The organism is Roseateles sp. UC29_93 (genome assembly GCF_042695725.1).
Taxonomy (GTDB): Bacteria; Pseudomonadota; Gammaproteobacteria; order Burkholderiales; family Burkholderiaceae_C; genus Roseateles; species Roseateles noduli_A.
Genome location: NZ_CP170545.1, coordinates 2,529,486 through 2,555,871 on the forward strand (window position 1 = coordinate 2,529,486; position 26,386 = coordinate 2,555,871).

The 26,386-nt window shown below is 67.5% G+C and carries 21 protein-coding genes and 4 pseudogenes; 12 read left to right on the forward strand and 13 right to left on the reverse strand.

What is annotated here, in order from left to right; genetic code table 11:
- Positions 1-8: 8 nt before the first annotated feature.
- Positions 9-956, reverse strand: a pseudogene (locus ACFJIX_RS11665) (polyprenyl synthetase family protein); the annotation flags it as partial.
- Between the two features lie 374 nt (positions 957-1,330).
- On the opposite strand from ACFJIX_RS11665, the gene rplU reads away from it, so the two are divergent.
- From rplU to proB, 4 genes are all read left to right on the forward strand, one after another.
- Positions 1,331-1,642, forward strand: a complete 312-nt coding sequence (gene rplU / locus ACFJIX_RS11670) for a 50S ribosomal protein L21 (protein ID WP_297531896.1) — start codon at positions 1,331-1,333, stop codon at positions 1,640-1,642.
- Between the two features lie 38 nt (positions 1,643-1,680).
- A complete protein-coding gene (gene rpmA / locus ACFJIX_RS11675; RefSeq protein WP_088407914.1) occupies positions 1,681-1,938 on the forward strand; it encodes a 50S ribosomal protein L27 in 258 nt (85 codons plus the stop codon).
- A gap of 231 nt (positions 1,939-2,169) precedes the next feature.
- A complete protein-coding gene (gene cgtA / locus ACFJIX_RS11680) occupies positions 2,170-3,366 on the forward strand; it encodes an Obg family GTPase CgtA (protein ID WP_377160154.1) in 1,197 nt (398 codons plus the stop codon).
- Positions 3,367-3,405: 39 nt separating this feature from the next.
- Positions 3,406-4,551, forward strand: coding sequence for a glutamate 5-kinase (gene proB, locus ACFJIX_RS11685; RefSeq protein WP_377160156.1), 1,146 nt, complete (start codon positions 3,406-3,408; stop codon positions 4,549-4,551).
- Positions 4,552-4,640: 89 nt separating this feature from the next.
- Here the strand turns inward: proB and ACFJIX_RS11690 are convergent, their stop codons facing one another.
- Positions 4,641-5,354, reverse strand: a complete 714-nt coding sequence (locus tag ACFJIX_RS11690) for an RNA pyrophosphohydrolase (protein WP_377160158.1) — start codon at positions 5,352-5,354, stop codon at positions 4,641-4,643.
- Positions 5,355-5,491: 137 nt separating this feature from the next.
- Between ACFJIX_RS11690 and ACFJIX_RS11695 the strand changes: the two are divergent.
- From ACFJIX_RS11695 to ACFJIX_RS11705, 3 genes and pseudogenes are all read left to right on the forward strand, one after another.
- A pseudogene (locus ACFJIX_RS11695) lies at positions 5,492-7,235 on the forward strand (proline--tRNA ligase).
- Entirely contained in the window at positions 7,232-8,332 is a 1,101-nt protein-coding gene (locus ACFJIX_RS11700; protein WP_377160160.1) for a DUF418 domain-containing protein, read from the forward strand. Before ACFJIX_RS11695 ends, ACFJIX_RS11700 begins: the two are co-directional and overlap by 4 nt.
- 100 nt (positions 8,333-8,432) lie before the next feature.
- The gene (locus ACFJIX_RS11705) at positions 8,433-9,050 is read left to right on the forward strand and encodes a lytic transglycosylase domain-containing protein (protein ID WP_377160162.1); all 618 of its coding nucleotides are present in this window, start codon (positions 8,433-8,435) and stop codon (positions 9,048-9,050) included.
- A gap of 24 nt (positions 9,051-9,074) precedes the next feature.
- On the opposite strand, the gene ACFJIX_RS11710 is transcribed toward ACFJIX_RS11705, so the two are convergent.
- The 6 genes and pseudogenes from ACFJIX_RS11710 to hemA form a co-directional block, all read right to left on the reverse strand.
- Complete coding sequence (locus ACFJIX_RS11710; protein WP_377160164.1) at positions 9,075-9,668, reverse strand: UbiX family flavin prenyltransferase; 594 nt, start codon at positions 9,666-9,668, stop codon at positions 9,075-9,077.
- Positions 9,668-9,982, reverse strand: coding sequence for a glutaredoxin (gene grxD / locus ACFJIX_RS11715; protein ID WP_377160166.1), 315 nt, complete (start codon positions 9,980-9,982; stop codon positions 9,668-9,670). Before grxD ends, ACFJIX_RS11710 begins: the two co-directional genes overlap by 1 nt.
- A 180-nt stretch (positions 9,983-10,162) precedes the next feature.
- Positions 10,163-10,780, reverse strand: coding sequence for a hypothetical protein (locus ACFJIX_RS11720; RefSeq protein WP_377160168.1), 618 nt, complete (start codon positions 10,778-10,780; stop codon positions 10,163-10,165).
- A 206-nt stretch (positions 10,781-10,986) separates the two neighbouring features.
- Positions 10,987-11,763 carry a peptide chain release factor N(5)-glutamine methyltransferase gene (gene prmC, locus ACFJIX_RS11725; RefSeq protein ID WP_377160170.1) on the reverse strand — a complete coding sequence of 259 codons (777 nt, stop codon included), beginning with the start codon at positions 11,761-11,763 and terminating at the stop codon, positions 10,987-10,989.
- 59 nt (positions 11,764-11,822) lie between these two features.
- Positions 11,823-12,914, reverse strand: coding sequence for a peptide chain release factor 1 (gene prfA, locus ACFJIX_RS11730; protein WP_377160172.1), 1,092 nt, complete (start codon positions 12,912-12,914; stop codon positions 11,823-11,825).
- 120 nt (positions 12,915-13,034) lie between these two features.
- Positions 13,035-14,362 (reverse strand): annotated as a pseudogene (gene hemA / locus ACFJIX_RS11735) (glutamyl-tRNA reductase).
- A gap of 140 nt (positions 14,363-14,502) precedes the next feature.
- Between hemA and ACFJIX_RS11740 the strand changes: the two are divergent.
- Positions 14,503-14,775: a hypothetical protein gene (locus ACFJIX_RS11740; RefSeq protein WP_377160174.1), complete on the forward strand. Its 273-nt coding sequence runs from the start codon at positions 14,503-14,505 to the stop codon at positions 14,773-14,775.
- Positions 14,776-14,824: 49 nt separating this feature from the next.
- Here the strand turns inward: ACFJIX_RS11740 and miaB are convergent, their stop codons facing one another.
- The 3 genes from miaB to ACFJIX_RS11755 all read right to left on the reverse strand — a co-directional run bounded on the left by miaB (position 14,825) and on the right by ACFJIX_RS11755 (position 17,486).
- Positions 14,825-16,165 (reverse strand): tRNA (N6-isopentenyl adenosine(37)-C2)-methylthiotransferase MiaB, encoded by a 1,341-nt coding sequence (gene miaB / locus ACFJIX_RS11745; RefSeq protein ID WP_377160176.1) that lies wholly within the window; start codon positions 16,163-16,165, stop codon positions 14,825-14,827.
- 20 nt (positions 16,166-16,185) lie between these two features.
- Positions 16,186-16,650, reverse strand: a complete 465-nt coding sequence (locus ACFJIX_RS11750) for a hypothetical protein (RefSeq protein WP_377160178.1) — start codon at positions 16,648-16,650, stop codon at positions 16,186-16,188.
- Between the two features lie 170 nt (positions 16,651-16,820).
- Positions 16,821-17,486, reverse strand: coding sequence for a L,D-transpeptidase (locus ACFJIX_RS11755; RefSeq protein WP_377160180.1), 666 nt, complete (start codon positions 17,484-17,486; stop codon positions 16,821-16,823).
- 466 nt (positions 17,487-17,952) lie between these two features.
- Here ACFJIX_RS11755 and ACFJIX_RS11760 point away from each other — a divergent pair.
- The 3 genes and pseudogenes from ACFJIX_RS11760 (at position 17,953) to ACFJIX_RS11770 (ending at position 23,911) form a co-directional block, all read left to right on the forward strand.
- Positions 17,953-21,205, forward strand: a pseudogene (locus ACFJIX_RS11760) (efflux RND transporter permease subunit).
- Positions 21,195-22,415 carry an efflux RND transporter periplasmic adaptor subunit gene (locus tag ACFJIX_RS11765; RefSeq protein WP_377160182.1) on the forward strand — a complete coding sequence of 407 codons (1,221 nt, stop codon included), beginning with the start codon at positions 21,195-21,197 and terminating at the stop codon, positions 22,413-22,415. The pseudogene ACFJIX_RS11760 and the gene ACFJIX_RS11765 overlap by 11 nt, the downstream one beginning before the upstream one ends.
- Positions 22,415-23,911, forward strand: a complete 1,497-nt coding sequence (locus tag ACFJIX_RS11770; protein ID WP_377161728.1) for an efflux transporter outer membrane subunit — start codon at positions 22,415-22,417, stop codon at positions 23,909-23,911. The genes ACFJIX_RS11765 and ACFJIX_RS11770 overlap by 1 nt, the downstream gene beginning before the upstream one ends.
- A gap of 23 nt (positions 23,912-23,934) precedes the next feature.
- Here the strand turns inward: ACFJIX_RS11770 and ACFJIX_RS11775 are convergent, their stop codons facing one another.
- Together ACFJIX_RS11775 and ACFJIX_RS11780 are read right to left on the reverse strand one after the other, a co-directional pair.
- Positions 23,935-24,243, reverse strand: a complete 309-nt coding sequence (locus ACFJIX_RS11775) for an addiction module antidote protein (RefSeq protein ID WP_377160184.1) — start codon at positions 24,241-24,243, stop codon at positions 23,935-23,937.
- Between the two features lie 3 nt (positions 24,244-24,246).
- The gene (locus ACFJIX_RS11780; RefSeq protein ID WP_377160186.1) at positions 24,247-24,399 is read right to left on the reverse strand and encodes a hypothetical protein; all 153 of its coding nucleotides are present in this window, start codon (positions 24,397-24,399) and stop codon (positions 24,247-24,249) included.
- 485 nt (positions 24,400-24,884) lie between these two features.
- Here ACFJIX_RS11780 and ACFJIX_RS11785 point away from each other — a divergent pair, with 485 nt between their 5' ends.
- The gene (locus tag ACFJIX_RS11785; RefSeq protein ID WP_377160188.1) at positions 24,885-26,351 is read left to right on the forward strand and encodes a polysaccharide lyase family 1 protein; all 1,467 of its coding nucleotides are present in this window, start codon (positions 24,885-24,887) and stop codon (positions 26,349-26,351) included.
- The last annotated feature ends 35 nt before the right edge of the window (positions 26,352-26,386 follow it).

Consider the following 26,386-nt stretch of genomic DNA (forward strand, 5'->3'; position numbering starts at 1 on the left):
TTTTGTCACTCGATCGAGAGTCTGTTCAAGAACTTCTCTCCACCGACTGAGCCGCAAATTCTCAGCAGGCTTTCTTTCCACTTGGAAAGAGGCAGTGCGGACAAATGTTGTCTCGCCTGTGCGACTTCCGCGCGGGCGGCTTCGCGCGTCGCTTCCAGCGCGCCGGTGCGGCGCACGATCGCGACGATGTCCTGCAGGCGCTCGACCTCGCCGTGCTCGATGGCGTGGCGGATCAGCGCGCGGTCGTCCTCGGTGCCGCGCTCCATCGCGATGAGCAACGGCAGCGTGGGCTTGCCCTCTCGCAGGTCGTCGCCGACGTTCTTGCCCAACGATTCGCTGGTGCCTTCGTAATCCAGCGTGTCGTCGATCAGCTGGAAGGCTGTGCCCAGGGCGCGGCCATAGCCGGCGCAGGCTTCCTCCAGCGCGGGCGGGGCATCGGCCAGCACCGCGCCGAGGCGCGCACTGGCCTCGAACAGCTTGGCCGTCTTGTAGCGGATGACACGCAGATAGCTGTCCACCGCGACGTCCGGATCATGCATGTTCATCAACTGCAGGACTTCGCCTTCGGCGATCACGTTGGTCGCGTCCGCCAGCACTTCCAGCACGCGCATCCGGTTCACGGACACCATCATCTGGAAGGCGCGCGAGTACAGGAAGTCGCCCACCAGCACGCTCGCCGCGTTGCCGAACAGCGCGTTGGCGGTCTGCTTGCCGCGACGCAGCGCGGACTCGTCGACGACGTCGTCATGCAACAGCGTCGCGGTGTGGATGAACTCCACGACCGCGGCGAGTTCCCGGCTGGCGGGGGAGTCGGCATCCAGTGCGTTGGCGAACATCAACACCAGCTTGGGCCGCATCCGCTTGCCACCGGCGTGGATGATGTAGGCGGAGATCTGGTTGATCAGGGCGACGTCCGAGCGAAGCCGCTGCGCGATCACGGCGTCGACTTCATTCATCTGCGCATTCAGCGCCTCGAGGACCTCGGTAACTGGGGTAGAGGCAATGGGCTGCACTCTGGACTCACTGTGAGGGGAAGCGCGGATTATAGGAAGGTGCGGACGCGGGCCCGTCCGTGAAGTCCACGCCTTCGCACGGGCGCGTCGTCGTTGCCAGTGGGGCGGGTTCCGGCGCGTGTCGCATCGGCCGCGGATTTCCGCGGACGCGCTGCGGAAGGCCGGTGGTTGCGGGCTTTGCGGCTGCTCAGGGTTTGCATCAGTGCAGCAGGTTGTGCTACATTCTTGGGCTCCGCATCTTTGTGCGGTGTTTTTTCTTGGGCGGTCGGCAGGCGCTTCTGGCACCTGATGCGCCGCTCTCATGTGAAAGGGCTGATATGTACGCGGTCATAAAAACCGGCGGCAAGCAATACAAAGTTGCTGCTGGCGAAAAGATCAAGGTAGAACAGATTGCTGCGGACGTTGGCCAAGAGATCGTGATTGACCAGGTGCTGGCCGTCGGAAACGGCGCGGACCTGAAGATCGGGACTCCCTTGGTTGCGGGTGCAAGCGTCAAGGCCACTGTGGTGGCTCACGGCAAGCACGACAAGGTGCGCATCTTCAAGCTGCGTCGTCGCAAGCACTACAAGAAGAGCCAAGGCCATCGCCAGACGTTCACCGAGCTGGAAATCAGCGCGGTCAACGGCTGATTCCCTGACTCTCTCGTAATCTGATCAAGGAGTAATCCATGGCACAGAAAAAGGGCGGCGGCTCGACACGAAACGGCCGCGACTCGAAGCCGAAGATGCTTGGCGTCAAGGTGTACGGCGGCCAGACCATCTCGGCTGGCTCGATCATCGTCCGCCAACGCGGCACGAAGTTCCACGCTGGTACCAACGTGGGCATGGGCAAGGACCACACGCTGTTCGCGCTGATCGACGGCACGGTGTCCTTCACCGTCAAGGGCGAAAACAGCCGCTCCACGGTCGTCGTCACGGCGATCTGAGCGACTTGATGTCCTGACGCCGCGACGCGGGAGACCTGGTCTCCCGTGCTCGGCGGACCCAGAGCCCGGCATCGTCCGGGGCTTTGTTTTTCTCGGTGCCTGATACCGTCGGGCGCCGCGCCGACCGCGAGTCCCGGCGAAACCTGACTCGCTCCGATTCAAAGCATGGCCTTGCGCGGGAGCGCGGGGGCGTGAATTACGATAGCCCCGCTCCGGGACTGAAGGCCATCCATGAAGTTCGTTGACGAAGCCACCATCGATATCGCCGCCGGCAACGGCGGGGCGGGCTGCGCCAGTTTCCGCCGAGAGAAGTTCATTCCGTTCGGCGGTCCGGACGGCGGGGATGGCGGCCGCGGCGGCAGCGTCTTCGCGGTGGCCGACCGCAACCTGAACACGCTGATCGACTACCGCTACGCGCGCCGCCATGAGGCCCGCAACGGCGAGGCTGGCCGTGGCTCGGACCAGTTCGGCGCTGCCGCGGACGACATCACGCTGAAGGTGCCGGTGGGCACCATCGTGCGCGACCTGGAGACCGACGAGATCATTGCCGAGCTGCTCGAGCCCGACGTGCCGGTGCTGCTGGCCAAGGGCGGCGACGGCGGCTTCGGCAACCTGCACTTCAAGACCTCGACGAACCGGGCGCCGCGTCAGAAGACGCCCGGCTGGCCCGGCGAGATCAAGAAGGTGAAGATGGAGTTGCGCGTGCTGGCCGACGTCGGCCTGCTGGGCCAGCCCAACGCCGGCAAGTCGACGCTGATCGCGGCTGTGTCGAACGCACGTCCGAAGATCGCCGACTACCCGTTCACGACCCTCTACCCGAATCTGGGCGTGGTGCGTGTGGGTCCGGAGAAGAGCTTCGTCATCGCCGACATCCCGGGTCTGATCGAGGGTGCCGCAGAAGGCGCCGGCCTGGGCCATCAGTTCCTGCGTCACCTGCAGCGCACGCGCGTGCTGCTGCACGTGGTCGACCTGGCGCCGTTCAACCCGGACGTGGACCCGGTGGCCGAGGCCAAGGCCATCGTCAAGGAATTGAAGAAGTACGACGAGGCGCTGTACGAGAAGCCGCGCTGGCTGGTGCTGAACAAGCTGGACATGGTGCCCGCGGAAGAGCGCGTCGCCCGTGTGAAGGACTTCGTGAAGCGCTACAAGTGGAAGGGGCCCGTCTTCGAGATCTCCGCGCTGACGCGCGAGGGCTGCGAGCCGCTGATCCGCGCCATCTACGAGCACGTGGCAGCGATCCAGTCACCGCCGGTGGAAGACCCGGATGCACGGTTCGACGCACCGACGATCGATCCGCCCAAGGCCTTCCAGGAAACGCGCAAGACGCGCGCCACGAAGGCCAAGGTGATCAAGGCGGCGAAGGCTGAGAAGGCCGACAAGGCGGAAAAGCCGCCCGAGCGCGATCCGCGCTTCGATCCGCTGCCCTGACTTCCGTCTTCGACCTCACGGCACCCTGATCCTCCGCGCATGAGCAACGACAACTTGAACGGCCACTCGACGGGTGTCTTGAAGGACGCACGACGCATCGTCGTGAAGGTCGGCTCGAGCCTGGTGACCAATGAAGGCCGCGGCGTCGACGCCGAGGCCATCGGCAACTGGTGTCGGCAGCTCGCGGAACTCGCCCGCGAAGGGCGGGAAGTGGTGATGGTGTCCAGCGGCGCGATCGCCGAGGGCATGAAGCGCCTGGGCTGGGCGAGCCGGCCCAAGGAACTGCACGAACTGCAGGCTGCGGCGGCCGTCGGCCAGATGGGCCTCGCGCAGATGTACGAGACCAAGCTTCGTGAGCAAGGCTTGACGAGCGCGCAGGTGCTGCTGACGCACGCCGACCTGGCCGACCGCGAGCGCTATCTGAACGCGCGTTCGACATTGCTGGCCTTGCTGCAGCATCGCGTGCTGCCGGTGATCAACGAGAACGACACCGTCGTCAACGACGAGATCAAGTTCGGCGACAACGACACGCTCGGCGCGCTGGTCGCGAACCTGGTCGAGGCGGACGCGCTGGTGATCCTCACGGACCAGAAGGGCCTGTACTCGGCGGACCCGCGCAAGGATCCGAACGCCCGCTTCATCGATCGTGCGACGGCGGGCAAGCCCGAGCTCGAAGAGATGGCCGGCGGCGCGGGCACCAGCATCGGGCGCGGCGGCATGATCACGAAGATCCTGGCCGCCAAGCGCGCGGCCAGCAGCGGTGCCAACACCGTGATCGCCTGGGGTCGCGAGCCCGATGTCCTGCTCCGCCTGGCTGCCGGCGAGGCCATCGGTACGGCGCTGATGGCATCGACCGCGAAACTCGCGGCGCGCAAGCAATGGATGGTCGATCACCTGCAGTTGCGCGGGAAGGTCGTCGTCGACGCGGGCGCGGCGATCAAGTTGCGGGAAGAGGGCAAGAGCCTGCTGCCGATCGGCGTGCAGGAGGTGTCGGGTGAATTCCATCGCGGCGACGTCATCGCGATCGTTGATCTGGCCGGGCAGGAGCTCGCACGTGGCCTGACCAACTACGGCAGTGCCGAGGCCCGGCTGATCGCGCGCAAGCCGTCGTTCGACATCGAGCGCGTGCTGGGTTACGCGGCCGAGCCCGAGCTGATCCACCGCGACAACCTGGTGCTGCGCTGACGCAGCGTTGATGCGGCGCCGAAGCGCGAACACCAAGAACAATGGCGCCCGAGGGCGCCATTTTCATTTCCACGGCGGGTTGCGGGCCGTCAGTCCTTCGCGGGCTCCACCGGACCACCATGGGCCGCCGCGGGCGGCGCGACCTCACGGGCATCGCGCGATTCCTGATGGGAAACCTCCGCATGCGCGGTGCCGTCGTGCTCATGGGGCCGGTGATCGAAGCGCTCATGCCGGTGATGGTCCTGATCACCATGGTCGCCATGTCCGCCCTGGCGGTCGCCGCGCGGAGGCGGCCGCATGCCGGCGCGCAGGTAGCGGTTGTGGTGATTCAGGCGCGGCAGGAAGCGCGCCAGTTCAGTCAGCGCCATCTGATACACGCCGCGCTTGAATTCGATCACGGCCTCCAGCGGCACCCAGTACTCGTTCCACCGCCAGGCATCGAACTCGGGATGGTCGGTGGCGCGCAGGTTCATGTCGCTGTCACGCCCCATCATCTGCAGCAGGAACCAGATCTGTTTCTGCCCGCGGTAATGACCGCGCGCGTCGCGCCGGATGAAGTGGTCGGGAACCTCGTAACGGAGCCAGTCCCGCGTGCGCGCGATGATGCGCACGTGGTCCGCAGTGAGGCCAACTTCCTCATGCAGCTCCCTGAACATCGCCTGCTCGGGCGTCTCTCCATGCTTGATGCCCCCTTGGGGGAACTGCCAAGAATGGGTGCGTATGCGCTTGCCCCAGAACACCTCGTTCTTGTGGTTGAGCAGGATGATGCCGACGTTGGGCCGGAAGCCTTCACGGTCGAGCATAATCAACCTTCAAATCATTCGTTGGATTGATTATTGCACCGGGGCTGCAACCCGGCGCGATCATCGCTAACCCTCGGTGATGCACGGTTTTTTTCCGCGGCGGCCTGGCTGACCGCGGACTTTTATTTTCTGCGCCCATGAAAGCCTCCCAGTTCTTCATCTCCACGCTCAAGGAAGCGCCCGCCGATGCGGAAATCGTCAGCCACAAACTGATGATGCGGGCCGGCATGATCAAGCGCCTGGGCGCGGGCATCTACAACTACATGCCGATGGGCCTGCGGGTGATCCGCAAGGTCGAGAACATCATCCGCCGCGAGATGAACCGCGCTGGCGCGGTCGAACTGCTGATGCCGGTCGTGCAGCCGGCCGAGCTGTGGCAGGAGACGGGCCGCTTCGACAAGATCGGGCCCGGAGCTGCTGCGCGTGAAGGATCGCCATGGGCGTGACTTCATCATCCAGCCGACGTCGGAGGAGGTCATCACCGACATCGCGCGCCAGGAGCTCCGCAGCTACAAACAGCTGCCGAAGAATTTCTATCACATCCAGACGAAGTTCCGCGACGAGCGCCGCCCCCGCTTCGGGATCATGCGCGGCCGCGAGTTCACGATGAAGGATGCGTACTCGTTCGACCGCGACAAGGAGGCGGCCGGTCGCAGCTACGACGCCATGTACACGGCCTACGGCAGGATCTTCGACCGCCTGGGTCTGCAGTACCGCGCGGTGGCGGCGGACACTGGCGCGATCGGTGGCGATCGCTCGCATGAGTTCCAGGTCATCGCCGAGACCGGCGAGGACGCGATCATCTATTGCCCGACCAGCGACTACGCGGCCAACATCGAGTTGGCCGAGGCGCTCTCGCTGATCGCCACGCGCGGCGCGGCGACGCAGACGCTGGCGAAGACGCCGACGCCCGGCAAGGCCACCTGCGCCGATGTCGCCGAGCTGCTGAAGCTGCCGCTGTCGCAGACGGTGAAGTCGCTGGTGCTGGCGACCGACGAACTCGACGAGCACGGCACGATCGTCAAGTCGCAGGTCTGGCTGTTGCTGGTTCGCGGCGATCACGACCTGAACGAGGTGAAGGTCGGCAAGCTCGAGGGCCTGAAAGGCGGTTTCCGCTTCGCGACCGCCGCGGAGATCGACGCCCACTTCGGCTGCAAGCCCGGCTACCTCGGCCCGATCGGCCTGAAGCAGCCGCTGAAGATCATCGCCGACCGGACCGTCGCCAACATGGCGGACTTCGTCTGCGGCGCCAACGAGGCCGACTTCCACTTCACCGGTGCGAACTGGGGCCGTGACCTGCCCGAGCCCGACCTGGTGGCCGACATCCGCAACGTCGTCGAAGGTGATCCCTCGCCGGACGGCAAGGGCGTGCTGGCGATCCAGCGCGGCATCGAGGTCGGCCACGTCTTCTATCTCGGCACGAAGTATTCGGCCGCGATGAACGCGAACTACCTCGACGAGAACGGCAAGCCGCAGCTGATGGAGATGGGTTGCTACGGCATCGGCGTGACCCGGATCCTGGGGGCGGCGATCGAGCAGAACCATGACGAGCGCGGCATCGTCTGGCCTGACGCGATCGCGCCCTTCACCGTGGTGGTCTGCCCGATCGGCATGGATCGCAGCGAGGAGGTGAAGGCGGCCGCGACCAAGCTGCACGAAGAGCTGCTGGATCTTGGCATCGACGTGCTGCTGGACGACCGCGGCGAGCGCCCCGGCGCGATGTTCGCGGACTGGGAGCTGGTCGGCGTGCCGCACCGCGTGGTGATCTCCGATCGCGGCCTCAAGGAAGGCCAGGTCGAGTATCAGGGCCGCCGCGATGCCGCCGCGACCAAGCTGCCGCTGGCCGAGGTCATCGCTCATCTGAAGCAACGCCTGGCGTGAATCCGGCCCGTCCGCCGCAGCGCGTCGCGGCGGTGGACGCGCTGCGCGCGATCGCACTTTTCCCGGTGATCGCCGTCAACTGGGTCGGTTACCCGGCCCTGCCGGATGCCGGACCGCTCAGCCCGCCATCGCCGGCCGATGGGATCGTGGCCCAGGTGATCTCCTGGTTCCTGCATGCGCTCATCGCGGGCAAGGGCATCGCGCTGCTCGCCTTCCTGTTCGGCTACAGCCAGGGGCTGTCCCAGTCGCGGGGCGATGAGGCCTTGGGCAAGCGCCGGCGTCGGCTGGTCAAGATGCTGACGCTCGGCCTGCTGCACGGGACCTTTCTCTACATGGGCGACATCCTGACGCTCTACGCCGTCGCCGGCGCGGTGCTGGCGATCTGGGCCGGGCATTCGATGGCGATGCTGAAGGTTCGACTGCGCGTGTTGATCGCGCTGGAACTCGCGGTGATCGCGCTCACCGTCCTGATGGCCAGCATGCCGCTGTCAGGCGAGCCGTCGATGCCGCTGTCGACGCCGGCGTCATGGGGCGACTGGACGCTGCGCAACGCGGGACACTTCCTCGCGTCGACCATCGCCTTCGCCACCCTGGGTCTGCCGACGCCGCTGCTCTTGATGACCGCGGGATTGATGGCGGCACGCTTGCGGCTGTTGTCCCACCCGCGCTGGGAGCCTGCGCTACGGCGTTGGTCGCGCCGCTGGCTCTGGCCGGCGGTGGCGACGAACATCGCGTTCGCCACGCTGCTCTGGCCCGGGCTGCGAGATGGCGACACCTCCGTCACCAGCCGCTACGCGATCTTCTATCTCTATCCGACGATGCTGCTGTTGAGCGCCGCCGTGCCCGCGCTGGTGCTGCGGTTGCGCGGCAATCCGCGACTGCTGAACGCGCTCGCGCCGCTGGGGCGGCACACGCTCACGCTGTATCTCTCCAGTTCGGTCCTGAGCTTTGGGCTGTTCGGCGGTGCCGGCCTGGCGTGGCAGCCGGGGACGGTGGTGGTGGCCGGTCTCGCGCTCGCGTACTGGACCGGGGGCCTGCTGCTCGCACGGGCGCGCGGTCCGAGACCTTTGCCGCTGGAGCGCTGGCTGTCCCGCTGACGGCGGCGGCTCGCGCCGTTATGCTGCCGCGCCTCTTCCTTCCGCATTCCGATCGATACCGATCCCGCTGTTCCCGTGACTGATCCTGGCTTCAAGACGATTGCCCCGACTTCGCGCCGCGCGCTGCTGCTCGCCGGCGCGGCCGTCTGCCTGCCGGCGCCAGGCGCTCGCCGGCGCGCAGGTGGAGGAGCCGCTGGCCGACGCGGTCCGCTCCGCGCTGTCCGCGGCGATCGCCTCGGACGCGCCGCCCAAGCCGCATTTCGATTCGATCGAGCCGCGCCTGGCTTACCTGCGCTGGCTCGGCGAAATGAGCGAGCGCATGAAGCGCAAGAAGAGCGAGACGCAGACGCGGATCGAGTTTCTCGAGACCATCTGGTACGAGAGCGCCCGCGCGGGCCTTGAGACGGCGCTGGTGCTGGGACTGGTGCAGGTGGAGAGCGGTTTCCGCAAGTACGCGATCAGCGTCGCGGGCGCGCGCGGCTACATGCAGGTGATGCCGTTCTGGACGCGCTCGATCGGCGATGGACAGGTCTCGCGGCTGTTCCACATGCAGACCAACCTGCGCTTCGGCTGCGTGATCCTGCGGCACTATCTCGACCGCGAGAAGGGGGACCTTTTCCTCGCGCTGGGACGCTACAACGGCAGCCGTGGACGGCCCGAATACCCGAACATGGTGATGGGCGCCCGCAAGGCCTGGCTGATGCCTGGGCAGACCTGACGCCAGGTCAGGCCCGATCTCAGATCAGGATTGAGGCCGCAGGCCCAGCCACGCCTGCGGCGTCGCGCCGGGCAGTTGCGCCAGTTCGAGCACGCGCTCGACGGTTTCCGCCACCATCTCGTCGATCGACTTCGGCTTCAGGTACAGCGCCGGCAGCGGCGGAAAGATGATGCCGCCCATCTCGGTCACCGCGGTCATGTTGCGCAGGTGGGCGAGGTTGAACGGCGTCTCCCGCACCATCAGGATCAGCCGCCGGCGTTCCTTGAGCGTGACGTCGGCGGCTCGGGTCATGAGGTTGTCCGACAGCCCGTGCGCGACCGCGGCCAGCGTGCGCATCGAACAGGGCGCGACAACCATCGCGGCGGTCGGGAAGCTGCCGCTGGCGACACAGGCACCGACGTCGCCGGGCGCGTAAGCGAAGTCCGCCTCGCGCTCCAGCGCGTCGCGTGCGAGCCCCAGTTCATGGTGGGCGTCGAGCACGCCGGCGGGGCTGAGGATCAGGTGGGTCTCAGCGCCGATCGCCCGGGCCCGGCGCAGCAGTTGCAGCCCGTAGGCGGCGCCGGTCGCGCCGGTGATGCCGACGATCAGGCGTGGCCGAGGCGCCGCAGCTGCCGTCATCAGGCCTTGGCCAGCAACTGCTGCAGCTCGCCGCTCTCGTACATCTCCATCATGATGTCGGAGCCGCCGACGAATTCGCCGTCGATGTAGAGCTGCGGGATCGTGGGCCAGTTGGCGTAGTCCTTGATGCCCTGGCGGACGCTTTCGTCCTCGAGCACGTTGAAAGTCTTCAACTCGCTGGCACCGCTGGCCTTGAGGATCTGGATCGCGCGCCCGGAGAAGCCGCACATCGGGAACTGCGCAGTCCCTTTCATGAAGAGCACGATGCGGTTGCCCTTGACCAGGTCGTCGATGCGTTGCTGAACGTCGCTCATGGCGGAGATCCTCTGAAAGCTGATGCGGGAAGGCGTATGCGCTGCACGGCAGGATCCGTTCCGGGCTACGGAGCCTGGGCCGGCGCGGTGCCGCGCGATTCGTGGATTATCAAGCAGCGCGCAAGCCCGCGCTGCGCAGGGCTCAAGTCGCTCGCGCGGCGTCCGGCCAGCGGGAGAGGATCAGAAGCTGTAGCTGACGCCGAACTGGACGACCGGCTTGTAGCGCAGGTCCTGCGACAACTCGCCTTGCGGGGCGCTGTTGCCCAGGCGCAGGCTGGAAGCACCACCGCCCACCACGCCGACGTCGGCGCTGAAACCCCAGCCGCCGCGCAGCGAGTAGCTGGTATAGCCGACGCCCACGTAGGACAACGACAGGTTGGGCTCGCGCTCCGGTCCGGTGAGCAGACTGAGGCTCCGACGGCCGGCCGACAGCGATGGCGAGACCGCCGCGCTCTGGCCCAGTGCCAGGCCGGAACTGCTCTGCAGCAACGACATCGGGCCGAGCATCAGCCCGCCGGTGGCCCGCAGGCCGCCGCGCGTGCCGGCGCCCAGGCCGGATCCGGTGAGGTAATAGTCCGCCAGCAGGTTCGCGCTCAGCAGGCGGCTGCCATTGCGGGCGTCGAAGGAGAGACTGCCGCTGTCCTGGCTCTGGCTCAGCTGAAGCCGGCCTTGCCAGTTGGTGAACGCCTTGCGATCCGGTTTCAGTTGCAGGCCCTGTTGGGCCCAGGCGGCGCCAGCCATGCAGACACTGCCGGCCAGGACCACGGCAACGCGCAGGAGCAAGGGGGCGGCGCTCATGACAGGTCTCCCAGACAGACGACGAACCCGTTTCAAGATGGATCAAAACGGGCACCAAGTCAGACCATGCTACGCCCGCCCCGATGACCGCGCCAGATCGAGTTGAGGGGGATTCCCGGCACTGTTGCGGATTCCCGGCGCGGTTTCTCGCAGTGTGGAAACAGTCTGTGAGCCGCGCCACATTCCTGTGAGGCGCGGCACATTCCTTACGCCGGCCAGCGGCCGCCAGTGGCGCGGGCTTGGCCGCCCAGGTCGCGGCGGTTCTCCACGTCGACGAAGCCGCGTGCGCTCAGCAGATCGGCCACCGCGTCGGCCTGGTCATACCCGTGTTCGAGGAGCAGCCATCCGTTGGCGCGCAGCCAGACCGGGCCTCCCTCGATCAGTCGCCGCAGATCGGCCAGCCCGTCGCCTTCCGGCGTCAGCGCCATGCGCGGCTCGTGCCGCAGGGCGTCGAGGTGATGATCGTCGCCGGCAACGTACGGCGGGTTACTGATGATCAGGTGGAACGCCAATTGACCCGCCAGCGGCTCATACCAGCTGCCGAGATGCGCGTCGACCGACAGGCCCAGCCTGCGCGCGTTGTCCTGGGCGACGGCGAGGGCCCCGGCGCTGGCGTCGACCATCCGGACGTCCGCTTCGGGGCGTCGCGACTTGATTGACAGCGCGATCGCACCGGTGCCCGTGCCCAGGTCGACAACTCTCGGCACGGGCAGGTCGGCGATCCGTTCGAGGGCCCATTCCACGAGCACCTCGGTGTCCGGCCGCGGGATCAGCGTGTCCGGCGTGACGCGCAGCGTCAGGCCGAAGAATTCCTTTTCGCCGCTCAGGTAGGCGAGCGGCACGCCGTCGAGGCGGCGGGCGAGCCATTCCTGGAAGCGCTCGCGCAGCGAAGCATCGAGCGGATCCGTGTCGTGTGCGATCAGCCAGGCGCGCGAGACGCCCAGCAGCGCCTGCAGCAGGTATTGCGCCTCGCCGCGGGGCAAGCCAGCGGTGATCGCGGCGCGTTCGGCTGCTGCAACCGTCATCGCATCGTTGGAAGCGCTCATCCCTGGCCGCCTTCCAGCGCCGCGAGCTGTTCCGCGGCTTGTGCCTGTTGCAGGCCGAGCAGCACGTCGGCGAGATCGCCGTCCATGATCGCGCCGAGCTTGTAGAGCGTCAGATTGATCCGATGGTCGGTCAACCGTCCCTGAGGGAAGTTGTAGGTGCGGATGCGGTCGCTGCGGTCGCCGCTGCCGATCAGGCTCTTGCGCTGCGCGGCTTCCTTGGCGGCACGCTCGTTGCGGTCCTTGTCGCGCAGCCGCGCGGCGAGCACCGCCATCGCCTTGGCCTTGTTGCGGTGCTGGCTGCGGTCGTCCTGGCACTCGGCGACCAGACCGGTCGGCAAGTGGGTGATCCGGATCGCGCTGTCGGTCTTGTTCACGTGCTGCCCGCCCGCGCCGCTCGCGCGGAAGGTGTCGATGCGCAGCTCGGCGGGGTTGAGCTGGATCTCCTCGGCCTCGTCGGGCTCGGGCATCACCGCGACCGTGCAGGCGCTGGTGTGGATGCGGCCCTGCGACTCAGTGGCGGGCACGCGCTGCACGCGGTGGCCGCCCGACTCGAACTTCATCTGCCCGTACACGCCGTCACCGTCCAGGCGCATCACGATTTCCTTGTAGCCGCCGAGGTCCGATTCACTCGCCGACAGCACCTCGCAGCGCCAGCCCCGGTCCTCGGCGAAGCGCGTGTACATGCGGGTCAGGTCGCCCGCGAAGAGCGCCGATTCGTCGCCGCCGGCGCCGGCGCGGATCTCGAGGAACGCGGGCCGGTCATCGTCCGGATCCTTGGGGATCAGCGCGAGCTGCAGTTCCTGATCGAGTTGCGCCAGATCCGCTTCGGCGCCGGCGATCTCCTCGCGCGCCATCTCGATCATGTCGGCGTCGCCGCTGTCGAGCAGCTCGCGCGCGGCGGCAAGGTCCTGCTCGCGCTGGACATAGCGGCGGTAGCGCTCGACCAGCGACGACACCTCCGACTGCTCGCGCGTCAACGCGCGATAGCGCTTCATGTCGGCGGCGACGCTGCCGTCGGCGAGCGTGCTGTCGAGTTCCGCCAGCCGATAACCGAGGCGGTCGAACTTCTGGCGCAGGGCGTCTTTCATGGGCGTGGGCAGGGGAAAAGCGGAGGGACGACGGTGCGGTCCGTGGACCGCGAGCGGAAAGGCACGGCGTGCCCCGAAGAGAGCGACCGGAGCCGGCCGCCCGTGCGCGAGAACGCGCCGCTACGAATCCGCTTCGTCGCCGAGTGCGTCCGGACGGGCGCCCGACGCTTTTGCGCTGCCGCGCAGGAACAGGCGCGACACCGTCTGCGCCATCTGCAGCCGCTGCTCGCCATCGCTGCCGTTGAGTTCGGCCATCGCGCCGTGCAGCATCTTCTGGGTGAGGCCGCGTGCCAGCGCGTCCAGCACATCGTCGATGTCCTCGCCCTTGGCGATCAGCTTGCGTGCGCGCTGGATCTCGGCCTGCCGCCAACTGTCGGCCTGCTGGTGCAGGGCCTGGATCAGCGGGACCGTGTGGCGCTGGCCCAGCCAGTGGACGAAGCTCTGGACGCCGGTCTCGATGATGGCCTCGGCCTGCTGGACCGCGGCCTGGCGCTTCTCGCCGGCGGTCTGGACCAGCTTGGACAGGTCGTCCACGGTGTAGAGGTAGACGTCGTCCAGCTTGGCCACTTCCTGCTCGATGTCGCGGGGACCGCCAGGTCGACCATGAACATCGGCTTGTGGCGGCGCTTCTTCAGGGCGCGCTCGACGGCGCCCAGGCCGATCAGCGGCAGGCTGGACGCGGTGCAGGAGATCACCGCGTCGAATTCGTGCAGGCGGTCGGGCAGGTCCGCCAGCCGGAAGGCTTCACCGCTCAACTGATGGGCGAGCTTCTCGCCGCGCTCCTGCGTGCGGTTGGCAATGGCGATCGCCTTCGGCCCCTTGGCTGCGAAATGCGTGCCGACCAGTTCAATCATCTCGCCCGCGCCGACCAGGAGCACCCTGATGTCAGTGAGTTTCTCGAACAGCTGCGAGGCCAGTCGCACCGAGGCCGCGGCCATGCTGATCGAATGGCTGCCGATCTCCGTGGAGCTCCGGACTTCCTTGGCCACCGAGAAGCTGCGCTGGAACAGCTGGTGCAGCGTCGTGCCGAGCGTGCCGGCCGAATCCGCCTCACGCACGGCCTGCTTGAGCTGGCCGAGGATCTGCGGTTCGCCCAGCACCATCGAGTCCAGCCCGCTGGCGACCCGGAAGGCGTGCCGCGCGGCGGCGCCGTCCTCGACCACGTACGAGTGGTCCATCAGCGTCGAGCTGCCAACCCCGCCGACCTGAGCCAGCCAGTCGACGGCGGGGCGGACCATGTCGGCGTCGCCGGCGACATAGAGTTCGGTGCGGTTGCAGGTCGAGAGGATGGCCGCTTCAGCCGCGGCGGTGCGGCGGCGGTGGGGCGTGCCGATCTGGTCCTGGAAGCGCAGCAGCGTCGGGGCCAGTTGCTCGAGCGTGAACGCGAAACGTCCACGCAGATCGAGCGGCGCGGACGTGTGGTTCAGACCCAGGGCAAAGACGGACATGCAGCGATTATAAAATTCCCGCCCGACCCGTGTCTCGCACGGGCCTTGGCGGCGCGCTCATCGCCCCGGGATGCGTCAAGAATGACGTCGCTCGACCGCCGTCCTGTTACATCTACCCCTCGCGCGGAGCGTACCGACCTGTGGATCCACTCGACGCCGTCTGGCATTTCGGCAACCTGTTCCTGCCCGCCTGGGGTGTCGCGGCGCTGATGGCGTCGGCGCTCAAGCTGATCTGGCGTGAGACCGTCTCCGGCATGCGTTGGCGCACGCTGGCGTCCTGGGGCGGGCTCGGCGGCACGCTGGGCCTCTGCGCCGCGTTGATGCTCACCGGCCGCGACGGCACGATGGCCGGCTACGGCCTGATGCTGATCGGCATCACCGCCACGCAGTGGGGCGTCAGTTACAAGCGCTGAGGGAGCGCGCTACCGCTTTCGAGGGAGGGGCTGCCGCCCCTCCAACGCTTCAGCCCGGCAGATCCTCGGTCACCGGCACCTCGCCGCGCAGCGAATGCGCGAAGGCTTCGGTGATGTGCATCGGGATGATCTGGTGCATCAGCCGCTCGTGGCCCTTGAAGTTGACGATGCGGTTGCACTCGGTGCGGCCCATCAACTCGGTGGCGTCCTTGCGGGCATGACCTGACACCAGCACAGGCACGGTCTTGCCGACCATGCTGTGGTTGTAGCGGATGGCGGTCGCCTCGATCTCGGCCTGCAGCTCCTGCAGGCGGCGGACCTTCACCTCGTGCGGCGTGTCGTCGGCGAGGTTGGCGGCCGGGGTCCCGGGACGCGGGCTGAAGATGAAGCTGAACGACGCATCGAAGCCGACGTCTCGCACCAGCTGCATGGTCTTGGCGTGGTCCTCGTCGGTCTCGCCAGGGAAACCGACGATGAAGTCCGACGCGATGCGGATGTCCGGTCTCACCGCGCGCAGCTTGCGGACGATGCTCTTGAACTGCAGCGCGGTATAGCCGCGCTTCATCGCCATCAGGATGCGGTCCGAGCCATGCTGCACCGGCAGGTGCACGTGGTTCACCAGCTTGGAGATCGTGCCGTAGGCGTCGATCAGGCGCTGGCTGAACTCGTTGGGGTGACTGGTCGTGTAGCGGATGCGCTCGATGCCCGGAATCTCGGCGACGTATTCGAGCAGCAGCGCGAAGTCGGCGATCTCGTCGGTGCCGCCCATCGTTCCCCGATAGGCGTTGACGTTCTGGCCCAGCAGCGTCACTTCCTTGACGCCCTGGTCGGCCAGTCCGGCGACTTCCTCGAGCACGTCCTCGAAAGGCCGGCTGACCTCCTCGCCGCGGGTGTAGGGCACGACGCAGTAGGAGCAGTACTTCGAGCAGCCTTCCATGATGGACACGAAGGCGGACGCGCCCTCGACCTTGGCCGGCGGCAGGTGGTCGAACTTCTCGATCTCGGGGAAGGAGATGTCCACCTGCGGGCGCAGCTGCTGCTGGCGCTGGGCCAGCATCTGCGGCAGGCGGTGCAGCGTCTGCGGACCGAAGACGACGTCGACGTAGGGGGCGCGTTCGATGATCGCCGCGCCTTCCTGGCTGGCGACGCAACCGCCGACGCCGATCATCACGCCCTTGGCCTTCAGGTGCTTGATGCGGCCGAGGTCGGAGAACACCTTCTCCTGCGCCTTCTCGCGGACGGAGCAGGTGTTGAACAGCACCAGATCGGCCTGCTCGACGTCGGTGGTGGGTTCGTACCCTTCGGCGGCGCGCAGGACGTCGGCCATCTTGTCCGAGTCGTACTCGTTCATCTGGCAGCCGAAGGTCTTGATGAAGACTTTCTTGCTCATGGCTTCAAGGCCTCACGACATCAGGGCTTGCGCCAGACCTGGCTGGCCTGGTCGAACACCAGCTTCGAGGCCTGGTCCGGCGTGGTCGGCCAGGACTTGTTGGCCAGCTCGACCTCGCTCAGCAGCCAGATCTCCATGAGCAGGCCGTTGATGTCGCGGGTGTAGAGCACGGTGGCCTTCTGCTCGTAGAGCGAGCCCGGCGTGGCGACCAGATCGACCGCGTTGCGGATGCGGGCGCCGGGCGCGAGCCGCGCCGGCTTGCCGTTGAGCAGCACGTCGGGCGTGACGCCGAAGACGATCTCGCCGCGCAGCGCGCGCTGCGGGAAATAGCGGTGGCCCGGGGCGATCTGGGCCTGGGCGGACGTCGGCGTCGCGATCGCGGCGACGCCGCCGAACGTGGCGACCAGCGAGAACAGGGCGGTGCTGGCGGCCGCCGCCATCATCGAGCGACGGCGGGCCGGGGCGGGCGGGGCACAGCGGTACATGGTGTAGATCCAGTGGCTGCGGAAATGCGCAAGGGCGCAAGTGTAGCGGGCGTGGTCCCGTCGCCGGCTGGGGCGGGCTCCCGGTTTCCAATGGGGCCGGGCGGTCCGGAGTGATTCAGAGGGCCGCTCGAAGACGGGTCAGCGGGGGATCAGGGCGGCCCAGGCGCGGCTCAAAGGCGCCCGCTGGCCGTGTTCTGTGCCACGGCTGCGGAGGCCGGTTCGGGCAGCACGTAGACGACGCCCGGCCCATGGCCGAGCACCGGCGCGACGACGCGGCCGAAGAAGTCGCCCGTCACGACCACGCAACCCAGCGAGATCCGGTTGTCGTCCGGCGACAGCGAGGCGAGCCGCTCGGCACGGCGCTCGTAGGCCGGGCCCGGGCGCAGACGGTGGATGGCGAATGCGGCGTCGTAATCGACCCAGATGACGGTCTCGCCCTTCAGATTGGGACCGGGTTGGCTGTCGTAGCGACCGGAAGGGGTGGTCCGCAGATCCGGCGGGATGCCGGTGCTCACCATCTGACCCACGCCGGGCGCGACCGTGTCGCCGCGAGCCAGGCCCAGCAGCGCCGATGCGGCACCGATCAGATGGCCATCGGCGCTGAAGACGAAGAGTTTGGCTTCCTTCTTGTCGACGACGGCGAAGGGCAGGCCCTTGGCGTCGGCGTGTTCGAAGGCGACCCTGGCCATGGCGCGGGCCTCGGGCGACGCCGCTTCGCCGTGGAAGTCGACGGTGGCCGGCGCCATCTGCGCAGAAGGCTGCGAAAGCTGCGTCTGGAGTGCGGGCTCGGCGTTGACGCCTGGAGTGACCGTCGACAGTGCGACGGCCGCTGCCATCGCCATCCATGCCTGTACCGCTTGTTTGGACTGAACCAACGACCCGATCGACTTCATGCTGCCCGATGTCTTTCTGGCGGACGGTCTTGCTTGCTCCGGCTGGGGCCGGGCGGGTCCGCTGGGGCCGCATATTAAGGAGCAACCGGGTGTTTCAACGGTCGATCTGTCGGCAAAAACGGCAGGACTTTCCCGGGAATTTGTAAGGCGTGCGCGTTGCGGCACGAGTTGGCGTACGTTAGGTACGAGATAGGAACTTCCGTCCGGTCGCCGCCCGCTTTTGCGACAGGTTTCGCACCACCTCGATGCCTGCCGCCCAAACGCGGGGTGCGATCCCCCGTACGCGTACGGTCATTACCGATCAGCAATACAGGGGGGCGCGTCGACACACAAAATCCGCGCTCTGCATGACCGGGAAGCGGTCAAAGAAGAGAGCAACGATGACACCGATCGTGGGAACCCGTCCATGCTGATGGCCGCCGTGCGCGTCGCGCTGCGACGTCCTTACACCTTCTTCGTGCTGGCGCTGCTGCTGCTGATCCTGGGCCCGCTGGCAGCCCTGCGCACGCCGACGGACATCTTCCCGGAGATCCGGGTGCCGGTCATCGCGGTCGCCTGGCAGTACACCGGGCTGCCGCCGGACCAGATGGCCGGGCGCATCTCGACGCTGTTCCAGCGCACGCTGACGACCACCGTCAACGACATCGAGCACATCGAGGCCAACACCTATCCTGGTGTCTCGGTGGTGAAGATCTTCTTCCAGCCGGGTGTGAACATTGCGGTGGCCAACGCGCAGGTCACCGCGGTCGCGCAGGTCGCCGTGCGGCAGATGCCGGCCGGCACGACGCCGCCGCTGATCCTGAACTACAACGCCGCCACGGTGCCCATCCTGCAGCTGGCGCTCTCGGGCAAGGGGCTGTCGGAGCAGCAGCTCTTCGACCTTGGCTTCAATACCATCCGCACGCCGCTGGTGACGGTGCCGGGCGCGGCGATCCCGCTGCCCTACGGCGGCAAGCAGCGCCAGGTGCAGATCGACGTCAACCCGGCCGCGCTGCAGGCGCGTGGACTGTCTGCGCAGGACGTGGCCACCGCGCTGGCGACACAGAACGTGCTCACGCCGATCGGCACGCAGAAGATCGGTGAACTCGAATACACGCTGCAGCTCAACAGCGCGCCGTCGGCGATCGAGGAACTGGGCCGGCTGCCCGTGAAGGTGGTCAACGGCTCGACCATCTACCTGCGCGACGTGGCCGACGTGCACGACGGCAATGCGCCGCAGACCAACATCGTCCATGTGGACGGCGGGCGCTCGGTGCTGATGTCGGTGCTGAAGAACGGCGCGGCGTCGACGCTGGCGATCGTCGACGGCGTGCGCGCCAAGCTCGGCGAGTTGCGGCCCTCGCTGCCCGACGAGCTCGAGGTCAAGCCGATCAACGACCAGTCGGTCTTCGTGCGCGCCGCCATCAAGGGCGTCGCGATCGAGGGCGCCATCGCCGCGGCGCTGACCAGCGCGATGATCCTGCTGTTCCTGGGCAGCTGGCGTTCGACGGTGATCATCGCGGTGTCGATCCCGCTGTCGATCCTCGGGTCGATCATCGGCCTGGCGGCGATCGGCGAGACGCTGAACCTGATGACGCTGGGCGGATTGGCGCTGGCGGTGGGCATCCTGGTGGACGACGCGACGGTGACCATCGAGAACATCAACTGGCACCTGGAGCATGGCAAGGGCGTCGAGGAGTCGATCATGGACGGCGCGCGCCAGATCGTGACGCCGGCCTTCGTCTCGCTGCTGTGCATCTGCATCGTGTTCATCCCGATGTTCTTCCTGGAAGGCGTGTCGCGCTTCCTGTTCGTGCCGATGGCCGAGGCGGTGATCTTCGCGATGGTGTGCTCGTTCATCCTGTCGCGCACGCTGGTGCCGACGATGGCGAAGTACCTGCTGCAACCGCACGCGCCGTTGACCGACGGCCACGGGCATCTGGCGCAGGCGCCGTCGCGCAATCCGCTGGTGCGCTTCCAACGCAATTTCGAAGCGCGCTTCGAACGCGTGCGCGAGGGCTACCGCCGGATGCTCGAGACCGCGCTGGGCAGCAAGAAGCCCTTCCTGATCGGCTTCGCGGCGGTGGTGCTGCTGTCCTTCGCGCTGGTGCCCTTCATCGGAAGCAACTTCTTCCCGCAGGTCGATTCCGGCCAGATCCTGATGCACGCGCGGGTGCCGGTGGGCACGCGCGTCGAGGAGACCGCCGCGCGCTTCGCGAAGATCGAGCAGGCGATCCGCCGCGTGATCCCGTCCGAGAAGATCGAGACGATGGTCGACAACATCGGTCTGCCGCCGTCGTCGATCAACCTGACCTACAACAACACCGGTGTGCTGGGCACGTCCGACGGCGACTTCCAGATCGCGCTGAGGGAAGGTCACGCGCCCACGGCCGACTACGTGAGGCAGCTGCGCCAGATCCTGCCGCGCGAGTTCCCGGACACGACCTTCTCCTTCCCCGCCGGCCGACATCGTCAGCCAGATCCTGAACTTCGGCGCGCCCGCGCCGATCGACGTGCAGGTGCGCGGACGCGATGTCGAGTCCAACTTCGCCTACGCGCAGCAGCTGCTCAAGCGCATCAAGGCGATCCCCGGCGTGGCCGATGCGCGCATCCAGCAGTCCAACAAGGCGCCGACCTTCAATGTCGACGTCGACCGCACGCAGGCGCAGCTGCTGGGACTGACCACGCGCGACGTGGCCAACAGCCTGGTCGTGAACCTCGCCGGCAGCAGCCAGGTCGCGCCGACCTTCTGGCTGAATCCGCAGAACGGCGTGAGCTATTCGATCGTGATGCAGACGCCGCAGCACCAGCTCGATTCGCTGGCCTCGCTGAGCAATCTGCCGATCGGCAACGGCAACCAGGCGGGCACTTCGACGCTGGGCGGTCTGGCGAGCTTCCAGCGCGTCAACAGCCCGGCGCTGATCAGCCAGTACGACGTTGCGACGATGGTGCAGATCCATGCGACGACGCAGGACCGCGACCTCGGCGCCGTCGCGCGCGACATCCGCAAGGTGCTCGCCGACACGCAGGCCGACGTGCCCAAGGGCTCGAACGTGCAGCTGCTCGGCCAGGTGCGCACGATGGACCGCGCGTTCTCGGGGCTGCTGTTCGGGCTGCTCGGCGCGGTGGTGCTGATCTACCTGCTGATCGTCGTGAACTTCCAGTCGTGGCTGGATCCGGCGGTGATCGTGTCGGCGCTGCCGGCGGCGCTGGCGGGCATCGTGTGGATGCTCTTCGCGACGGGGACGACGCTGTCGGTGCCCGCGCTGACCGGGGCGATCATGTGCATGGGCGTGGCCACCGCCAACAGCGTGCTGGTGATCAGCTTCGCGCGGGAGCGGCTCGAGGAACTCGGCGACGCAACCGCCGCCGCGATGGAAGCCGGCTTCGTGCGTTTCCGGCCGGTGCTGATGACGGCGCTGGCGATGGTCATCGGCATGCTGCCGATGGCGCTGGGCCTGGGTGAGGGCGGCGAGCAGAACGCGCCGCTGGGACGCGCCGTGATCGGCGGACTGGTCTTCGCCACCTTCGCGACGCTGGTCTTCGTGCCGGTCGTGTTCAGCATCGTGCACCGACACCACCGCAAGACCGGACCTGCTTCCGACCTTTCCGAATCGAACGACTTGACTGCCGGTGCCGCGACTGCGCTGCCCGGGGCCGGAGATCCTTCCCATGCGAACTGATGCCGACAACGCCGTTGTGTCTTCCCGTCCTCCCGCGCGCTTCAAGCTTGCCGCGACCGTCGCGGTCGTGATCGCGATCGCGGTGGTGGCGGCAGGCCTGTGGGCCCGCAAGTCCAACGCCGAGCAACTGCAGACCACGGCGGACGAACGCGGTCAGCCGAGCGTCGCGCTGGTCACGCCGCAACCCTTGACCGAAGGCGGCCTGGAGCTGCCCGCGCGGATCGAGGCCTGGTCGCGCGCGCCGATCTATGCGCGGGTCAGCGGCTACCTGAAGCGCTGGAACGTGGACATCGGTGGCAAGGTCAAGGCCGGGCAGCAGCTCGCCGAAATCGAGACGCCCGACCTCGATCAGCAACTGATGCAGGCCAAGGCCGAGCTGGCGACCGCGCGCAGCAACGCCGCGCTGGCGGCGAGCACCGCCAAGCGCTGGCAGGGGCTCCTGGAGTCGGACTCCGTGTCGAAGCAGGAAGTGGACGAGCGCACCGGCGACATGACCGCCAAGCAGTCGCAGGTCAATGCGCTGCAGGCCAACGTCGATCGCATCGAGGCGCTGAAACGCTTCACGCAGTTGACGGCGCCGTTCGACGGCGTCGTCACCGCGCGCAACACCGACGTCGGCGCGCTGATCAACATCGGCGGTGCGCCGGGGAGCGAGCTGTTTGTCGTTTCCGACATGCGCAAGCTGCGCGTCTACGTCAACGTGCCGCAGCGCCAGGTCGCGCAGGTCCGGGCCGGCGGCAAGGCCGTGCTGACGGTGCCCGAGCGGCCCGGCCAGCGTTTCGCCGCGACGGTGCAGTCGACTTCGCAGGCCATCAACACGGCCAGCGGCTCGATGCTGGTGCAACTGGCCGTCGACAACGAGAAGGATGAATTGCTCCCGGGCGGTTTCGCGACGGTGCGCTTCGACGGCGCGGCTTCGGCCGGGACCGGCGCGCCGGCGAATGCCGCTGTCTCGCTGCCGCCGGGCGCCGTGATCATCAACAAGGACGGCGTGCAGGTCGCGACCGTCGACGCGAGCAATCGCGTGAAGCTGCGCAAGGTCACGATCGCGCGCGACATGGGCACGAGGATCGAACTTGGCGGCGGGCTGACGGCCTCGGATCGTGTCATCGCGAATCCGCCGGACGGCATCGCCGATGGCGACGTGGTGCGTGTCGCGCAGCCCGCGGCCGCGCCGGGCTCCGCGGCTCCGGCGAAGGGACGTTCATGATGGAGCGCCGGTCAACACGCCGGGCCGCGTACGTTGCTCGTGGCGTCTCGCTGGTCGCTGGCGCCTTGACGGCCGCGTTGATAGCGGGCTGCGCCCAGCCCCCGAAGACGGCGTTGCCCGAGGTGCCGATGACGACGGCTTTCAAGGAAGCCCGTGGTCCGTGGGTCGAGGCTGGCGCCGCCGCCGCCGCCGCCGCGCCGATCGCGTTCGATGGTTGGTGGAAGGGCTATGGCGACCCCGAGCTCGACGCGCTGCAGCAGCGCCTGGTCGAGAACAGCCCTGACCTCGCCTCCGCGCTCGCCCGCTACCAGCAGGCGAAGGCGGCGACAGACAGTCTGCGTTCGGCGCAGTCGCCGACGCTGAACAGCTCGCTCAACGGCCAGCGCGACCGGCAGTCGGAGCGTCGCCCGTTGCGGGTGCTCGGACCGACCTCGCCGGATTGGTACAACAGCGCGACGCTCGGCCTGGACCTGAGCTACGAAGTCGACCTGTGGGGCCGCATTTCGGAACAGGTCCGCGCGGGCCTGGCGACGGAGCGGGCGGCTGCCGCGGACCTCGCCGCCGCGCGACTCGCGCTGCAGGCGCAGCTCGCGGATTCCCTGCTGCAGCTGCGGGGCCTGGATCGCGACAACGCGCTGCTCGCCGATGCCGAAGAGGCCTACACGCGTGCCTTCGATCTGATCTCTCGCCGGCATCAGGCCGGCATCGCGTCGGGTCTGGATCAGGCGCGGGCCGAGGGCCAGCTCGAATCGGCGCGCTCGCAGCGCCGGCAGTCGCAGGCACAGCGCGCGGTGCTGGAGCACGCGATTGCCGCCCTGGTCGGGGCCAACGCGTCGAGCTTCCGCATCGAGCCGGCTCCGTCATTGGATCTGGCGATGCCGGTGGTGCCACCGGGGCTGCCCTCGACCTTGCTGGAGCGCCGTCCCGACATCGCGGCGGCGCAACAGCGCGTGGTGGCGGCGACCGCGACGCTGGGTGTGGCGAAGACGGCGTTCTTCCCGTCCGTCGTGCTGAGCGCGCAGGGCGGATTCCAGAGCAGCGACTTCGGCCGCTTCCTCGAAGCACCGAACCTGTTCTGGGCCATCGGTCCGACGCTGGCCTACAACCTGTTCGACGGCGGCCGCCGCAAGGCCGAGGAAGCGCGCGCGAGCGCGGCGCTGGAGGAATCGGCGCAGCGTTATCGTGGGACCGTGCTCGCGGCGTTCCAGCAGGTCGAAGACCAGCTGGTCCTGCTCGATCGATATGGCGAGGCGCTGGTGGCGGAGAACAAGTCGGTCGACGCGGCGGAGCGCTCGCTCGCGCTGGCGACGAACCGCTATCGCGCCGGTGCGGCGGCCTACCTGGAGGTGGTCACCTCGCAGACGGCGGGACTGCAGGCGCGGCGCAGCGCGGTGGATCTCGCGACGCGGCAACGCCGCGCGACGGTGGCGCTCGTGAGGGCGCTGGGCGGCGGATGGAATGCGCCGATGGAGATGAAGGCGGACGCGCAACGCTGAGCGCCCCGCGCGAGTCAGTGAAGTCAGGCCGGCTGCATCGGCATGGCCACCAGGCGCAAGCCCAGCGCCGCGCAGACCTTGCTGACGGTATCGAAGCGGGGCGAGGCGCCTGGGCGTAGGGCCTTGTACAGCGCCTCGCGGGTGATCCCGGAGTCCTTGGCGATCTGCGTCATCCCGCGAGCGCGGGCAATGTCGCCGAGCGCTGCCGCCAGCAGCGCGGAATCGTTCTCTTCGAGCACCACCGTGAGATAGATGGCGATGTCTTCTTCGGAGGTCAGATATTCGGCGGCGTCGAATTCCTGAAGGTCTGAAATCTTGATCTTCTCGCTCACGGCTCACTCCTCAAGTTTGGTCGCCACTTGAATGGCCCGCTGGATGTCGGCCTGCTGCGTGCACTTCTCGCCGCCGCCCAGCATCCAGATCGCCGTGCTGCTCCGACGCACGTAGTACATGCGCCAGCCGGGACCGAAGTGCTCACGCATTTTCATGGATCACGCCGCCGCCGACAGGCGCCACGTCACCCAGGTTGCCGAACTGGACTTTGCGCAGGCGGTTGGTCAGACGCAGCCGGGTGGTCGGGTCTTCGCAGGCTCCGGAGCCAGTGCGAGAACTCGTTCACCTGCATGACCGTATAAGACATGCGCGAAGTGTAATCGAACGATGACACTCACCAGGTCGGTGCGGCGTTTGATAGCGATCCGTAACGCCAGATCGGCAAATGTAAAACGGCTTTTCGAAAATTCGCGTTCTCGTTAGTCTGCGCCCGTTGTCGACGTGGCCGCGCCTGCGCGCTGGCGCATCGACACGTGGCCTGTGCCGACGGCCACCGTCCCCGACGCGGATCCTGCAGGTCCGTGCCGTGCGAGGCGGAGGAAACGGCGTTGGGTTCCCGAACATTTTTTGATTCACCGCTGACCGGTGAGGGCGGAGCCATGCCCGCGCCGGTCGCTTCAACGACTTTGGGAGACATTCGATGAAGAGCACCCGTAATGACGAGTCCGGCGCGCTGATCGCGCCGAAGCCGCCCACCTCTGGCGCGCTGCGCGCGCCGAGCCCGCGGCAGGGACTGATGGCGATGGCGGTCGTGGTCGGCGCCGTTGCGCCGATCGGCGCGGCGCACGCGGTCGATTGGCCGTCCGGCTATTCCAAGTGCGCGGACGAAGGCGGCACCTGCAAGGTGGGCGACACGGCGCGTCAGGTGTCCTTCGGCGTGAAGGACAAGTGGGTCATCAAGACGTTGAGCGGCAACGTGGCCTGCGCGTCGGCCACCTTCGGCGGCGCGGATCCGAATCCGGGCAAGGCGGAGAAGTGCGCGGTGGGACCGGCCGGTTCGCCCGCGCCATCGCCGTCTCCGGCACCGTCTCCCTCGCCGGCGCCTTCCCCTGCGCCTTCACCCGCGCCGTCGCCTTCTCCTGCACCGGCGGGTCACAGCGGCGGCTACGCGGGGCAGGTCACCGGCGGCGGCTCGGCAACGCCGATCACCGTCACGACCGCCGCGCAGATGCAAGCCGCGATCGATGCCTACAGCGGCACCGGTGGCCTGGTGATCCGCTACGCGGGGACCTTCGATTTCGGCACGATCCCCGATCCCTGCGCGCAGTGGAAGAAGGCGGCAGGCGCCGTCGTCGAGGTCAAGAACAAGAGCAACGTCACGATCGAGGGCGTCAACGGTTCGGCGGCCAACTTCGGGCTCGCGATCAAGGCCGCGGCGACCAACATCATCATCCGCAACATGACGATCGGGCTGCTGCCCGGATCCATCGATGCCATTGGCATCGAAGGCCAGAGCGGCAAGTTCCCGGGCTACGTCTGGATCGACCACAACACGCTGTTCAGCTCGACGGCCGAATGCTCCGGCGCCGGCGACCTGGAGTTCGACGGCCTCATCGACAGCAAGGCGGGTGCGCATCACATCACCTACTCGTACAACTACCTCCACGACCACCACAAGGTCGGCCTGATCGGATCGAGCGACAGCGACGCGAGCGACCGCTACATCACCTTCCACCACAACGTGTACAGCAACGTCGGCTCGCGGCTGCCGCTGCAGCGCGGGGGCTACACGCACCTGTACAACAACCTGTACTCGGGCGTGCTGACCTCCGGCGCCAACATCCGGATGGGGGGCTATTCGCTGATCGAAGGCAACTACTTCGAGAACGCGCAGAACCCGGTGACCTCGCGGGACAGTTCGTCGATCGGCTACTGGGAGCTGCGCAACAACAACGTGCGCAGCCCGGCCGACTTCGCGACCTACGGGATCAAGTGGGTGGCCAGCGGTTCGAGCCCGTCGCGCGACGCAAGCGATTGGACGACGACGGCCAACTTCCCCGTCGGCATCCCGTATGCGTACACGGTGCATGCGCCGGCCTGCGTGAAGCAGAAGCTGCTCACCGTGGCGGGGGCGGGGAAGAACTACGCGACCTTGAGCTGCAATTGAGCTGCCGTTGAGTCATTGAGTGGCTGACCATGAAG

Coding starts and splice junctions, on each gene's coding strand:
- rplU (WP_297531896.1), top strand. CDS start 1,331: ATGTACGCGGTCATAAAAACCGGCGGCAAGCAATACAAAGTTGCTGCT.
- rpmA (WP_088407914.1), top strand. CDS start 1,681: ATGGCACAGAAAAAGGGCGGCGGCTCGACACGAAACGGCCGCGACTCG.
- cgtA (WP_377160154.1), top strand. CDS start 2,170: ATGAAGTTCGTTGACGAAGCCACCATCGATATCGCCGCCGGCAACGGC.
- proB (WP_377160156.1), top strand. CDS start 3,406: ATGAGCAACGACAACTTGAACGGCCACTCGACGGGTGTCTTGAAGGAC.
- ACFJIX_RS11690 (WP_377160158.1), bottom strand. CDS start 5,354: ATGCTCGACCGTGAAGGCTTCCGGCCCAACGTCGGCATCATCCTGCTC.
- ACFJIX_RS11710 (WP_377160164.1), bottom strand. CDS start 9,668: ATGACGGCAGCTGCGGCGCCTCGGCCACGCCTGATCGTCGGCATCACC.
- grxD (WP_377160166.1), bottom strand. CDS start 9,982: ATGAGCGACGTTCAGCAACGCATCGACGACCTGGTCAAGGGCAACCGC.
- ACFJIX_RS11720 (WP_377160168.1), bottom strand. CDS start 10,780: ATGAGCGCCGCCCCCTTGCTCCTGCGCGTTGCCGTGGTCCTGGCCGGC.
- prfA (WP_377160172.1), bottom strand. CDS start 12,914: ATGAAAGACGCCCTGCGCCAGAAGTTCGACCGCCTCGGTTATCGGCTG.
- miaB (WP_377160176.1), bottom strand. CDS start 16,165: ATGAGCAAGAAAGTCTTCATCAAGACCTTCGGCTGCCAGATGAACGAG.
- ACFJIX_RS11750 (WP_377160178.1), bottom strand. CDS start 16,650: ATGTACCGCTGTGCCCCGCCCGCCCCGGCCCGCCGTCGCTCGATGATG.
- ACFJIX_RS11755 (WP_377160180.1), bottom strand. CDS start 17,486: ATGGCAGCGGCCGTCGCACTGTCGACGGTCACTCCAGGCGTCAACGCC.
- ACFJIX_RS11765 (WP_377160182.1), top strand. CDS start 21,195: ATGCGAACTGATGCCGACAACGCCGTTGTGTCTTCCCGTCCTCCCGCG.
- ACFJIX_RS11770 (WP_377161728.1), top strand. CDS start 22,415: ATGGAGCGCCGGTCAACACGCCGGGCCGCGTACGTTGCTCGTGGCGTC.
- ACFJIX_RS11780 (WP_377160186.1), bottom strand. CDS start 24,399: ATGAAAATGCGTGAGCACTTCGGTCCCGGCTGGCGCATGTACTACGTG.
- ACFJIX_RS11785 (WP_377160188.1), top strand. CDS start 24,885: ATGAAGAGCACCCGTAATGACGAGTCCGGCGCGCTGATCGCGCCGAAG.